General features: G+C 70.3%; 12 protein-coding genes. 6 read left to right on the forward strand and 6 right to left on the reverse strand.

Features of this window, described 5'->3' with window-relative positions; translation table 11 throughout:
* Window positions 1-17 precede the first annotated feature (17 nt).
* The 4 genes from HZF19_RS01555 to HZF19_RS01570 form a co-directional block, all read right to left on the reverse strand.
* Window positions 18-629 (reverse strand): hypothetical protein, encoded by a 612-nt coding sequence (locus HZF19_RS01555; protein ID WP_208026978.1) that lies wholly within the window; start codon window positions 627-629, stop codon window positions 18-20.
* A gap of 236 nt (window positions 630-865) precedes the next feature.
* Window positions 866-1,183, reverse strand: coding sequence for a hypothetical protein (locus tag HZF19_RS01560; protein ID WP_208026979.1), 318 nt, complete (start codon window positions 1,181-1,183; stop codon window positions 866-868).
* A 55-nt stretch (window positions 1,184-1,238) separates the two neighbouring features.
* Window positions 1,239-2,371, reverse strand: a protein-coding gene (locus tag HZF19_RS01565; RefSeq protein ID WP_208026980.1) for an IS3 family transposase whose coding sequence is annotated in 2 segments (ribosomal slippage) — window positions 1,239-2,107 and window positions 2,107-2,371 — 1,134 coding nt in all. Because the reading frame shifts where the segments join, the coding sequence is not laid out codon by codon here.
* Window positions 2,372-2,828: 457 nt separating this feature from the next.
* A complete protein-coding gene (locus HZF19_RS01570; RefSeq protein ID WP_208026981.1) occupies window positions 2,829-3,890 on the reverse strand; it encodes an acyl-CoA dehydrogenase family protein in 1,062 nt (353 codons plus the stop codon).
* A gap of 64 nt (window positions 3,891-3,954) precedes the next feature.
* Here HZF19_RS01570 and HZF19_RS01575 point away from each other — a divergent pair, with 64 nt between their 5' ends.
* From HZF19_RS01575 to HZF19_RS01590, 4 genes are read left to right on the forward strand one after another with little or no spacing between them, the layout of a single operon-like run.
* Window positions 3,955-5,154, forward strand: a complete 1,200-nt coding sequence (locus tag HZF19_RS01575) for an acyl-CoA dehydrogenase family protein (protein WP_208026982.1) — start codon at window positions 3,955-3,957, stop codon at window positions 5,152-5,154.
* Window positions 5,151-5,987 (forward strand): enoyl-CoA hydratase, encoded by an 837-nt coding sequence (locus HZF19_RS01580; protein WP_208026983.1) that lies wholly within the window; start codon window positions 5,151-5,153, stop codon window positions 5,985-5,987. The genes HZF19_RS01575 and HZF19_RS01580 overlap by 4 nt, the downstream gene beginning before the upstream one ends.
* The gene (locus HZF19_RS01585; protein ID WP_208026984.1) at window positions 5,988-7,196 is read left to right on the forward strand and encodes a CaiB/BaiF CoA transferase family protein; all 1,209 of its coding nucleotides are present in this window, start codon (window positions 5,988-5,990) and stop codon (window positions 7,194-7,196) included.
* A 2-nt stretch (window positions 7,197-7,198) separates the two neighbouring features.
* The gene (locus tag HZF19_RS01590; protein WP_208026985.1) at window positions 7,199-7,705 is read left to right on the forward strand and encodes a cupredoxin domain-containing protein; all 507 of its coding nucleotides are present in this window, start codon (window positions 7,199-7,201) and stop codon (window positions 7,703-7,705) included.
* A gap of 48 nt (window positions 7,706-7,753) precedes the next feature.
* On the opposite strand, the gene HZF19_RS01595 is transcribed toward HZF19_RS01590, so the two are convergent.
* Complete coding sequence (locus HZF19_RS01595) at window positions 7,754-8,848, reverse strand: acyl-CoA dehydrogenase family protein (protein ID WP_208026986.1); 1,095 nt, start codon at window positions 8,846-8,848, stop codon at window positions 7,754-7,756.
* Between the two features lie 69 nt (window positions 8,849-8,917).
* On the opposite strand from HZF19_RS01595, the gene HZF19_RS01600 reads away from it, so the two are divergent.
* Window positions 8,918-10,141 (forward strand): acyl-CoA dehydrogenase family protein, encoded by a 1,224-nt coding sequence (locus HZF19_RS01600; protein WP_208026987.1) that lies wholly within the window; start codon window positions 8,918-8,920, stop codon window positions 10,139-10,141.
* Complete coding sequence (locus HZF19_RS01605; protein ID WP_208026988.1) at window positions 10,138-10,980, forward strand: LLM class F420-dependent oxidoreductase; 843 nt, start codon at window positions 10,138-10,140, stop codon at window positions 10,978-10,980. The genes HZF19_RS01600 and HZF19_RS01605 overlap by 4 nt, the downstream gene beginning before the upstream one ends.
* A gap of 502 nt (window positions 10,981-11,482) precedes the next feature.
* Here the strand turns inward: HZF19_RS01605 and HZF19_RS01610 are convergent.
* Window positions 11,483-12,667 carry a thiolase family protein gene (locus tag HZF19_RS01610; RefSeq protein ID WP_208026989.1) on the reverse strand — a complete coding sequence of 395 codons (1,185 nt, stop codon included), beginning with the start codon at window positions 12,665-12,667 and terminating at the stop codon, window positions 11,483-11,485.
* Between the last annotated feature and the right edge of the window lie 46 nt (window positions 12,668-12,713).

Consider the following 12,713-nt stretch of genomic DNA (forward strand, 5'->3'; position numbering starts at 1 on the left):
GGCGCTGCGCAGCTTGCTCAGCGGATGACGGCCTGCACCTCCACCACCCGCACCGGCACGCTCGACGAACGCTCCAACACCCCCAGATCCCCCGCCTCACCCGTGCTCGCCACCCAACCCACCGCATAGGTGACCGTCGCCGTCACCACGAACACCCCCGACGGCTCACCCACCGACGACCACACGAACGTGTGCGTGCACCCACTCACCTGACCCGCCACCGGACGGCTCGGGTCGTACACGGCACCCGGACCATCACAGACCACCCTGGTGCCATCACCCAGATCCCAGCTCACCCGCGTCGGCACCGCCGTCACCGTCGAGCTCACCGCCCCGATCGACGCAGACGCCGACAACCCCACCCACGGGCCGTTCACCCACAACCACGTCGGCACCCCCACCAACTGGAAACCCGGCGGATTCAACCCGATCTCCGGCACCGGGAGCGGGAGCTGCTCCAACGCCAACTGCGCCGCCCGCTCCGCCGCCGCGACACCCCCCAGCGGATCGGCCGGATCGAACACCACCAACCGGCTGTACACCACGTTGCCGGTCTCATCACGGCACGCCAACAGATACGGCATCCCCCGCTCCGGCTGGACCGGCCCACCCGAATAATCCACCGCCATGCTCGACCCACTCGACCCCGACAACTCGAAACCGAAATACGAACACACCCACCCGCCACCGCCACCACGACCAGACCGGAAACGCCCCAACTCCCCCGACGGCCCCACCACCACCACCGCCGTCGGAGAACCAGACGCGATCGACGCGCCTACCGTCACCTGACCATCGGCCGAGTCCGCAATAGCTGGCCGTGTGCCGAACACGCCGACGGCGGCGACAAGAAGAAGCGCCGCAGCTACTCGCACTGCGTCACACCATCCCAGCGGGTGATCTGCTCGACGTCGGTCACGAACCAACCCTCTCCGAGGCGCGCCATCTTGAGTCGGAACAGGAAGGTGCTCACCTTGGAGTTCAACACGAGGCCTGATGGCTGATCGATCACCATCGTGTCGTCGACGAGACAGTCGAGGACCGTTGCAGCCCCGTGGTCCACTGATTCGAGCTGGGGTGTGCTCAGAAACTGAGAAGCACTCGGCAGACGAACAACCTGTTGAAGACGCTGACGCTCCTCGATTCGATTCACGGTGGTCGTGAAGGCCGGTCCAGCCATCACCGACCGCAATGCTGGGTGGTTGGGATTGAGCGGGCCCCGATGAGTGGTCCAGCTGCTATGCGAGTGCTGGTTGGTGTCGGGTGGTCCAGGCTTGGGCGAACTCGCTGGGGGTGAGGTCGCCGTGGGCGCTGTGGGGTCGGTTGGTGTTGTAGTCGATCCGCCAGTCCTCGATGAGCACCTGGGCTTCGAGGAGGCTGTCGAAGTGCCAGAGGTTGAGCAGCTCGTCGCGCAGACGACTGTTGAACGACTCGATCCAGGCGTTCTGCCACGGTGAGCCGGGGTCGATGAAGATGGTGTTCACCCCGTTGAACCGGCACCAGTCGGCGACGGCTTGGGCGATGAACTCTCTGCCGTTGTCGAAGCGCAGGTAGACCGGGAAGCCGCGCACGGCGGCGATGGCGTCGAGGGTGGCGACGACGCGGTCGGCGTCGATGCGCCGGTCCACGACGATGGCGGGGCACTCCCGGGTGTACTCGTCGACGACGTTGAGCAGCTTGAGGGTGCGGCCGTCGACGGTGGTGTCGAACTGGAAGTCGAGCGCCCACAGCACGTTCGGCCGGATCGGGCACATAGCACCGACGGCGACGCCGATCCCGCGGTGGGGCTTCTTGCGCTTCTTGTACGGCACCCGCAGTCCTTCCTCGCGCCACAGGCGCTGCACCCGCTTGTTGTTGATCCGATGACCGCCCCGGCGCAGCTCGCTGGCGGCGCGCCGCCACCCCCACCGGGGTCGCCGCTGGGCGAAGTCCCGCAGCCAGGCCCGCAGCCACGCCTCGTCCGCTGCTGGGGCGGGCGGCTCGAGCCGTTGGGTGGAGCGGTGCTGGCCGACCACCGTGCACGCTCGTCGCTCCGACACCCCGAACCGGTCGCGCAGCATCACCACCGCGCTGCGCCGCCGGTTCGGGGTCAGAAGTTTCCCTCCGCGATCTCCCGCAGCATCGCCTTGTCCAGCTCGGCCTCGGCGAGCAGCTTCTTCAGCCGGGCGTTCTCACCTTCGAGCTCCTTGAGCCGCTTGGCGTCGGACGCCTTCATGCCGCCGTACTGCGCCACCCAGCGATGCCAGGTCGACGCCGTGATCTGCAGGTGCCGGCACACCTCATCAAGCTCGGTCCCGCCCGCGAGCAGCTTGTTGCCCTCGGCGAGCTTGCGGATGATCTGGTCAGGCGTATGCCGCCGTCGCTTGGCCATGTCGTGGTCCTCCTTCGCCCCATCGTGGGGCATCGGACTCGCACAACAGGTGGACCACTACCGGGGGCTCAGCGCAGGATCTGGTGGGTCGTTCGCTAGGAGAAACGCCTGCCAGTAGCCCTGAACCGAGGCGAGGATGGCCTCCTCATCAGAGCTGGACTGGGTCGTGGTGCTCGTCGACTCCACCATCGAAGACGGCGGAGGAGCCGGCGACGAGCCCGGCGCCGACCCCTCCCCCTCACTCCCGCCACCACACCCGGCGAACACGACACCGAGCACCGAGACGAGCACCAACACACCGAGCACACGGCGCATCGAAGCCCTCCCAGATCCGCCCTCGCCGTTGCGGCTCCGGACGCTACGAACGACCAGCACCACCCCTCAAGCGGCATCCGTCACATCGCGGACCCTCCGTAGCCCCCGAACCACGATCCGCAACGACAACCCGAACGGCGTTTCAGATCACGCTCTCACCCGCCTCGACCCGCGCCCGTAGCATCGACGCCAGCCGGTTCCGGTGGAACACCGTGTCACCGAAGGCTCGCTCGTCGAGCTGCGACCGCTTCAGGAACAGGTGCACGTCGGACTCCCACGTGAAGCCGATCCCCCCGTGCACCTGCAACGCCGACGCGGTCACCCGGCGCGCCGCGTCCGAGCACCAAATCTTGGCCGTCGACGCCGCGATCGATCGCTCGGGGTCGTCCGCGGCCACGCACCATGCCGCCCAGTACGCGCTGGAGCGCATCCCCTCCACATCGACGAGCATGTCCGCACACCGGTGCTTGACCGCCTGGAACGATCCGATCGGGCGCCCGAACTGCTCCCGGTCCTTGGCGTGGGCGACCGCCAGCTCCAGCGAGCGCGACGCGATCCCGAGCAGCTCGGCCGAGTAGGCCGTGGCCCCCAGGTCGCAGAACCGCTCCAGCGCCTCGACTCCCCCGAGGCGCACCGCGGGCGTGGCCTCGAAGGCCAACCAGCCCACCTCGCGGGTGCGATCCATCGCCGGTTCCACTGCGGGCCGTCCACCGGCACGCAGATCGACCGCGAACACCGCCTCGTCCGAGCGCACCACCGCCACGTCCGCCGACGGCGCGAACACCGCGGGCTCAGAGCGACCGGTGAGCACCCAGCCATCACCGGCCTCCTGTGCCGACAAGGGCCCCCAGGCGATGGTGGCGATGGACCGCCCACTCACCAGCGGCTCGACCCACTCCGGTGTGGCTTCCGCCAGCATCGCCAGAGCGACGATCTGTTGGAGTACCGGCGCGGGCGCCACGTGCGCACCGACCTGCTCGAGCAGCACCGCCACCTCGACGAAGCCGAGCCCGAGACCCCCGCAGGATTCCGGGAGCGCGATCGCGGTCCAGCCCTGCTCGACCATCGCGGCCCACAGTCTCGGGTCGAACCCGCCACCGGCATCGACCACCGCCCGGACCTGCGCCGGCGACGCGTAGCCGGCCAGCAGCTCACGAGCCGCGTCGCGCAGGGCGAGCTGGTCGGCAGAGAGGTCGAAGTCCACGGCCAGACCATACCTGACGTCCGTGTCAGTCCCCGCGGTGCCGCCGTCTAGGATTGGCCCGCCTATGGACCTCGCTCCCACGCCAGAGCAGCAGGCGTTCCGGGCCGAGTGCCGGACATGGCTGCAAGCCAACCTCCCTTGGGAGTACGGCAAGGGGCTCCCCCCGCACTTCGACGACCTGGCCGAGGAGGTCACCTTCCTGCGCGGCTGGCAACGCCGACTCGCCGAGGGCCGATGGGTCGGCGTGACCTGGCCCGAGCGATACGGCGGGCGCGGCGCCGGGCCGCTGCACCACTACATCGTCCAGGAGGAACTGGCACGGGCCCGCGCCCCCGAGCTGGTGGGGCGCATCGGCGTCAACCTCGTCGGGCCCACCCTGCTGGCCCACGGCACCGCCGCACAGCGAGAACGCTGGCTGCCGAAGATCCTCGACGCCTCCGAGCTGTTCTGTCAGCTCTTCAGCGAGCCCGGCGCCGGCAGCGATCTCGCCGCGCTGGCCACCCGGGCCGAGCGGGTCGAGGGCGGCTGGCGGATCAACGGGCAGAAGGTATGGACCTCCTATGCCCAGTTCGCCGACTGGGGGCTGCTGCTCGCCCGCACCGACCCCACCGCACCGAAGCACCAGGGCATCTCGGCGTTCGTCATCGACATGCACCAGCCCGGGGTGGAGGTCCGCCCGCTGCGCCAGATCACCGACGAGTACGACTTCAACGAGGTCTTCTTCACCGATGCGTTCGTCCCGGAGGAGAACCTGATCGGCGCCGAGAACGAGGGCTGGCGGGTCTCCTCCTCGACGCTCACCCACGAGCGAGGCACCAACCCGCGCCAGCTCGTCATCCACGCCCAACTGCTGGAGGAGCTGCTACGCCTGGCCCTCGAGCAGGGCCGCTTCGACGACCCTCGCCTCCAGCAACGCCTGGCCGAGGCCTACGTGGAGGTCAGGCTGTTCCAGCTGCACAACTGGCGGTCCCTGTCCCGTCTCGAGCACGGGCGCGAGCTCGGGCCGGAAGGCAGTGCGCTGAAGCTGTACTGGAGCGAGATGAGCAAGCGGCTGCACGACACGGCGATGGCGGTGCTCGCCGACGCGGCGCCGCTGTGGTGGGGGGCGTCGGGCAACCCCGGTGGTGGCCGATGGCAGCGGAGCTGGCTCTACTACCACGCGGCCTCGGTGTTCGCGGGCACGAACGAGATCCAGCGCACCATCATCGGCGAGCGGGTGCTCGGCCTGCCCCGGGAGCCGAGGCAGGAGACCGCGACCCGATGAGCGAGTTCGAGACCCTGCTGTACGACGTCGACGGCCCGGTGGCCACGATCACCCTGAACCGCCCCGACCAGGCCAATGCGCAGTCCACACAGCTGATCAACGAGCTCGACCGCGCCCTCGACGTCGCCGACGCGGACGACGGCGTGCGGGTGGTGATCCTCGCTGCTGCCGGTAAGCACTTCTCCTCCGGCCACGACCTGAAGGAACTGGTGGGGCCGAGCGCGGATCCCGAGCTGCAGCGCCGCCGGGCCACCGCCGAAGGCAAGTTCCGCCACGAGCGCCAGATGTACTTCGACCGCTGCGTTCGGCTCTACGAGTTCCGCAAGCCCACCATCGCCGCGGTGCAGGGACGCTGCATCGCCGCGGGCTTGATGCTGGCCGCGATGTGTGACCTGATCGTCGCCGCCGACGACGCGGTGTTCCAGAACCCCGTCGCCCGCATGAGCGGCGCGGGGGTGGAGCTGCTGGTGGAGCCGTGGGAGCTGGGCATCCGCAAAGCAAAGGAGTTCCTGCTCACCGGCGACGAGATCGACGCACGCGAAGCCTGGCGGCTGGGGATGGTGAACCAGGTCGTGCCCCGATCCGAGCTGGCCGCGGCGGCCCGAGCCATGGCCGCCAAGATCGCACTCGTGCCCCCCGTGACCGCGGAGCGCATCAAGGACTCCATCAACCACACCTTCGAGCTCATGGGCAAGCGCCACTCGTGGAACTTCCACTTCATGGCCCACCACTTCACCCACAACACCGCGACTGCGCTCGGCAAACTGGCCGAACGCGAGCAGATGGGATCGATGAAGGAGGTCTTCGAGGCTCGCGATCGGGGCGACGCCTAGATGGGCGGCCCGCTCGAAGGGCTGCGGGTCATCGACGTCGGGACCCGCATCTCGGCCCCGTTCTGCGCCGGACTGCTCGGCGAGATGGGCGCCGAGGTGATCAAGGTCGAGCAGCCCGGCGTCGGCGACTTCATGCGCGAGATCGGCCCCTTCGTGCCCGTCGAGGGCGACGACGGGCCCGGGCACTCCTTGTTCTGGTCGGTGGAGGGGCGGGGCCGCAAGGGCGTGACCCTGGACCTTCGCAAGCCCGAGGGGCAGGAGCTCTTCCGCCGCCTCTGCCGCCACGCGGACGTGGTGTGCGAGAACTTCCGGCCGGGGACGATGGAGCGCTGGAACGTCGGCCCGGCCGACCTCGATCCCCGGCTGGTGATGGTGCGCATCTCGGTCTTCGGGCAGGACGGGCCCTCGTCGCTGCGGCCGGGGCTCGACCGCCTGGGCATCGGCTACGGAGGCCTGCTGCACCTCACCGGCTACCCGGATCGCCCTCCAGTGCGACCGGGGGTGACCGTGAGCGACTACCTCACCGGGGTGTTCGCGGCCCACGCCGCGCTGGCCGCGCTCTACCGGCGCGACGCGCGCCGCATCGGCGCGGGCGCGGTGGTCGACGCCTGCCTGTACGGGTCGGTGCTGCGGATCCTGGAGTGGACGATCGCCGGCTACGACCGGCTCGGCATCGTGCGCGAGCGCGAGGGCAACCGGCTGGCCAACTCCGCCCCGCTGGACAACTACCCCACCGCGGACGGCAAGTACGTGTGCATCGTGGCTGGCTCGGACGCCAATTTCCGCCGGTTGTGCGCGGCCATGGACCGCCCCGAGCTGGCGACCGACGCCCGGTTCGCCCGCCTGGCGGAGCGGGCGGCGAACGCCGAGGAGATCAACGGGATCGTCGAGGCGTGGACCCGCTCGCTCACCGCCGCGCAGATCGAGCAGCGCTGCATCGACCACGACGTGCCCGTCGCCACCGCGTACACCGCGGCGGACATCGCCGCCGACCCGCACATGCAGGCCCGCCACGACCTGGTCACCGTGGTCGACTCGGTGATCGGCCCGGTACGCCAGCAAGCCCCATTCCCCCGCTTCGTGGGCGAGGAGCTCCCGGCGCCCTCGAGCGCGCCCCGCCTCGGCGAGCACAACCGCGAGGTATGGCGCGGGCTGGTCGGGCTGAGCGAGGAGGAGTTCGCCTCCGCGGTGGAAGCGGGCATCATCTGACCATGTCCACTCCCCGCCGTGCCATGATCGCCGCCGCCACCGCCGCCCTCGCCGTGGTCCTCACCGCCTCCCTCGCCGGCTGCTCGAACCGCGGTGGGAGCGGCGGCGGGACCGACACTGACCGGGCCGCTCCGCCGACGACCACGGTGGGAGCGCCCGGCGCGCCGGCGCCGACCACCGGGCCTCGCAACAGCGCGCCGAATGCCTGCGACAGCAAGATGCCCGGTGAGGTCATGACCGCCGAAGAAGCGGTGGTGCGCTTCTCCGACCAGCAGGTCTGCCCCGGATACGTGACGGTCGCGCTCGGCACCCCGGTCACGTGGCGGAACACCGGCCAGACCACCTACACGGTCACCATCAAGGACGGTCCTCTGCCGAGCAGCCCCGACCTGCAGCGCGAGCGTGTCGAGCCCGGGGCGAGCGTGGCGGTCGAGCTGCCGAGCGGCCAGTTCGCGTGGACCACCGACGCCCTCGAGGCCTTCGTAGGCACCGTCGAGGTGCAGGGCTGAGCGGCGACGACCCCGGCCGGCCCGTGGCCCGCTCGGGGGCGTGGTCGCTCAGGCGGGGTTCAGCACCAGGTCGGCCACCCGCTCCCGGTGGATGCCGTGGTAGCCGAGCAGCAGGTCGTTCTGCTTCGCTCGGCGGTAGTGCAGGTGCGCGTCGCAGTCCCAGGTGAAGCCCACCCCCCCGTGGATCTGGATGCACTCGCCGGCGACCGCGTTCGCGGACTCCGGCACGTAGGCCTTGGCCATCGCCGCCGCCTCGGCCCGCACCGGGTCCTCCACGTCGGAGGCCCACGCGGCGTAGTGCGTGCCGACCCGTGACAGCTCGATGCGGTGCAGCATGTCGACCATCTTGTGCTTGATCACCTGGAAGGTGGCGATCGGCCGATCGAACTGGACCCGAGTCTTCGCGTACTCGACCGCGAGGTCCTGCGCGGCCTCCATGGACCCGACGAGCTCCGCGCACAGGGCCACGCACGCGTCGTCGACCACCCGCCGCCAGATGGGGGTGTGATCGCCGTCGGGGCCCACCCGCTCCGCGGGCATGTCGCGCAGCTCGAGCCGGGCCACCTTGCGGGTGAGGTCCCAGGTGGGCACCAGCTCCGCGCGCGGGGCTTCTACCAGGAAGGTGCCGATCCCCTGCTGGGTGCGGGCCACCACCAGCACCCAGTCCGCGGTGTGCCCGTCGAGCACCACCGGCTTGGTGCCGTGCAACAGCCAGCGGCCGGTCTTGCGGCTGGCCCGAGTCCGCACCCGGTCGACCACGTCGCCATGACCCTCCTCCTCGAGGGCCACGGTGCCACGGGTGGCGCCGGAGGCCAGCGACGCCAGGCGGTCCTCGAGGCCGAGGTGCCGGGCCGCCAGGGTGGCGAGCACTGCGGACGAGAAGAACGGCCCGGGGAACACGACGCGCCCCATCTCCTCCATCAGCACCACCAGGTCGACCATCCCGAGGCCGAGACCACCCTGGGCCTCGGGGACCAGCACCCCCGTCCAACCGAGATCGACGAGCTGGCCCCACACCTGGTCGGTGAAGCCGCGCTCCTGCTCCATCATCGAGCGGACGTAGCTCGGCGGGCTCTGCGCGGCGAGAAACGACCGCACGGCGTCACGGAGCTGGTCCTGCTCGGCGCTGAACGTGAACTCCATGAGCGGCGAACCTCGGGCGTAGGCGACGGGGGAAGGGAGAAACCTGACACGGATGTTAGTTTTCTCACCATGGACTTCGCCTACACCGCCGAGGACGAGGCATTCCGGGCCGAGCTCACCGAGTGGCTGGACGAGAACCTCGAGAAGTTCCTCGCCGAGCACCCCCACGAAGGCGATGGCGGTGACGACGCAGCCGGTCCCGGCTCGGGCGGGATCATCGCCGCCATGGAGCGCCGGCGGGCGTGGCAACGCAAGCTGAACGAAGGGCGCTGGGCCGCGATCAGCTGGCCGGAGGAGTGGGGCGGCCGGGCGGCGACGGTCACCCAGAACGTCGTGTACTCCGAGACGATGGCGAGGTACCGCACACCGGGCATCTACAACGCCAACGGCCTGTGGCAGATCGGGCCGATGATCATCCGGTGGGGCACCGACGAGCAGAAGCAGCGGTGGATCCCCAACATCCTCAACGCGGACGACCACTGGTGTCAGGGCTTCTCCGAGCCGCAAGCCGGCAGCGACCTGGCCAACCTCCGGACCCTCGCGATCCGCGACGGCGACGACTACGTGCTCAACGGGCAGAAGATCTGGATCTCCAGCGCGCACATCGCCAAGTGGGGCCTGTTCCTGGTGCGCACCGACCCAGCCGCCATCGCCGAGGGACGCAAGCACGAGGGCATCACCGCGCTGATCATCGACATGGAGGCACCGGGCATCGACGTGCGACCCATCCGCGACATCGCCGGTGAGGAGATGTTCTGCGAGGTGTTCTTCGACAACGCCCGGGTGCCGGTCGACTACCGGCTCGGTGGCGAAGGTGAGGGCTGGCTGGTCGCCATGGGCACCCTGGGCTCCGAACGGGTGGGCACCGCCGGGCTCGCCATCGGCATGCGCGCCGACCTCGACGCGATGATCAACCTGGCCAAGGCGGTGAACCCGGCGGCGCTCGACGACCCCGAGATCCGGCAGCGCATCGCCCGGGCTCACACCGACATCGAGTACACGAAGCTGCTCAACTACCGGGCGCTGTCGAAGATCCTGCGCAACGAGAAGAACTGGCCGGAGGTGCCGCTGGCGAAGCTGCAGTGGAGCCACCTCGCGCAGACCCTCGCCGAGCTCGCCGTCGACCTGCTCGGCCCGTACGGGATGATGGCGAAGGGCGCCCCCGACGCGGTCGACGGCGGCGCGTGGAACCGGCTGTACGTGTTCCAGCGCTACACGTCGATCGGCGCGGGCACCACCGAGGTGCAGAAGAACATCATCGCCGACAAGGCGATCAAGCTCCCCCGCAAGTGACCCGGCTCGGGATCATCACCCCGGTCGTCACGCTCAACCCTCGCGCCCACAACCCCTGGGAGGAACGCGCCGGGGTCGACGAGGTGGTGGCCGTGGCGCAGGCCGCGGACCGCCTGGGCTTCCACCACCTGACCTGCAGCGAACACGTCGCCGTGTCATCTGCGTACGACGACACACGGGGAACCCGCTACTGGGATCCGTCGGCGACGCTGTCGTTCCTGGCTGCGCGCACCCAGCGGATCCGGCTGGCCACCCACGTGCTGGTGCTCGCCTACCACCATCCGCTGGCCATCGTGAAGCGCTACGGCACCCTCGACCTGCTGAGCGGCGGCCGGCTGATCCTCGGGGTGGGCGTCGGCTCGCTGCGGGAGGAGTTCGAACTGCTGGGCGCGAGCTTCGAGGATCGGGGACGGCGCGCCGACGAGACCCTCGGGGTGCTGCGGGCCTCGTTCGGACGGCGGGAGGTGGACGGGTTCGTCGTCGATCCGAGCGGCGTGCAGCGACCGCCGCCGATCTGGGTCGGGGGGCGCAGCGCCCGTTCACTGCGGCGGGCGGTCGAGCTCGGTGACGGGTGGGTGCCCTTCGGGCTGGCGACGGCTCAGGTGCGCGAGATGCTCGATCGGGCGCGCGGCAGCGAGGCCTGGGCCCGGCGGGCACAGGCGCTGGAAGTCGTGCTGTGGCCGGAGCCGCCCATCGACCCCCTCGGCGATCCCGCCGGTGCCGAGCAGGCGATCGCCGCGGCGGTCGAGGCGGGCGCCACCGTCGTGAACCTCCGGTTCCGCAGCCGGAGCCTCGCGCACCATCTCGAGCAGATGGAGGCAATGGCCGCGCTCCGGTGAGTTCGCCCGCGGCTCGCCCACGGACTCCGATGGCTCAAATGGGGGTGGTGCCGGACCAGCTCGCTGGCGGCCGTGGGGGTGCTCGTCGAGGTGGTACGCGTCGCACCAGCTGATCGGGGCGTCACAGCCGGGGAACACACAACCCTCGTCTCGCAGCGCCAGCGCGCGGCGCTGGGCCACGGTGGCATACCGCACCGCACGCCCGAAATCGAGTGGCACCCCGAGGCTGTCGACGACCACCGGGTACAGCTCGGGGTCGCAGAGCAGCGTGCCCACGCTGCCGTCAGCCAGTACCACCCCGTCGGTGCTGCAGGCCCCGCTGGTGGGATCGAGCGCGTTGACCACCAGGGTCACCTCCAGCCGCGGGGGCGGCTGGTCTGCGCATCGGTCGTCGAGCTCGGCCAGTAGGTGACCCGCTGCGGCGTCCAGCGCTCGGAGCAGCTCCTCCAGCGCCTGCACACCCTCCAGCAGCCCCGAGCCCACGCAACCGCGAGCCGGCGGGTCAGCCGAGGCGTTCGATCACGGTGGCGTTCGCCTGGCCGCCCCCCTCGCACATGGTCTGGAAGCCCAGGCGCCCCCCCGTGGCCTCGAGGTGGTTCAGCAGCGTGGTCATGATGCGGATGCCGCTGGCGCCGAGCGGGTGACCGAGCGCGATGGCTCCGCCCCGGGGGTTGTACCGCTCTGGGTCTGGCTGGAACTCCTTGGCCCACATGAGGGCGATGGCCGCGAAGGCCTCGTTGCACTCGATGGCGTCGAAGTCGCCGATCGACAGGCCGGTACGAGCCAGCAGCTTGCGGGTGACCGGGTTGGGGGCAGAGAGCACCAGCACTGCGTCGTCCGCCCCCACCACCATGTGCTTGATCCGCGCCCGCACCGGCAAGCCGAGCTGCTCGGCCACCGCCCGGTCGGCGATGAGCATCGCGGAGGCGCCGTCGCTCATCTGCGAGGAGTTGCCCGCGGTGATGTCGGGCGCGATCGAGGGGTCCCACTTGGCGGCGCTGTCGAGCGCGGCGAGCACCTCGACGGTGGTCTCGGGGCGGATGCCTTCGTCCGCGGTGAGCAGCTCGCCGGTCTCGCGGCCCTCCTCGTCCTTGATGGGCACGGGCACCATCTCCCGCCCGAAGTGCCCGTCGACCGTGCTCTCGTGGGCCCGCTGGTGGCTGCGCACCGCGTACTCGTCCATCTCCCGGCGGGTGATGCCGAACCGGCCAGCCAGGATCTGTGCCACCTCGAACTGGGTCATCAACTGCCCATCGCAGGCCTCGAGGAAGTCGGCCGAGAACGGGCCCGTACCGCCAGCTGCGTTCGAGGCCATGGGGGCTCGGCTCATCGACTCGACACCGCAGGCGATCGCCAGGTCGTAGGAGCCGGCGATCACCGCCTGGGCAGCGAAGTGCACCGCCTGCTGCGACGAACCGCACTGGCGATCGACCGACGTGGCCGGCACCGACTGTGGGAGACCGGCCGCCACCCAAGCATTGCGGGTCACGTTGCAGCCCTGTTCACCGGCCTGGGTCACACACCCGCCGACCACGTCGTCGATGCGCTCGGGGTCCACGCCGATGCGGTCGAGCAAGGCCCGCAGCGTGTGGGCCAGCAGGTCGGTGGGGTGCCAGCCCGACAGCGCGCCCTTCCGCTTGCCGATCGGGGTGCGCACGGTGTCGACGATCACGGCCTCTCGGCTCATGCGGGCAGCGTAGTGGAGTCCACTGCTAGCTGACATGAGCGTCAGA

Source organism: Rhabdothermincola sediminis (genome assembly GCF_014805525.1).
In the GTDB taxonomy this organism is placed as follows: domain Bacteria; phylum Actinomycetota; class Acidimicrobiia; order Acidimicrobiales; family Acidimicrobilacustridaceae; genus Rhabdothermincola; species Rhabdothermincola sediminis.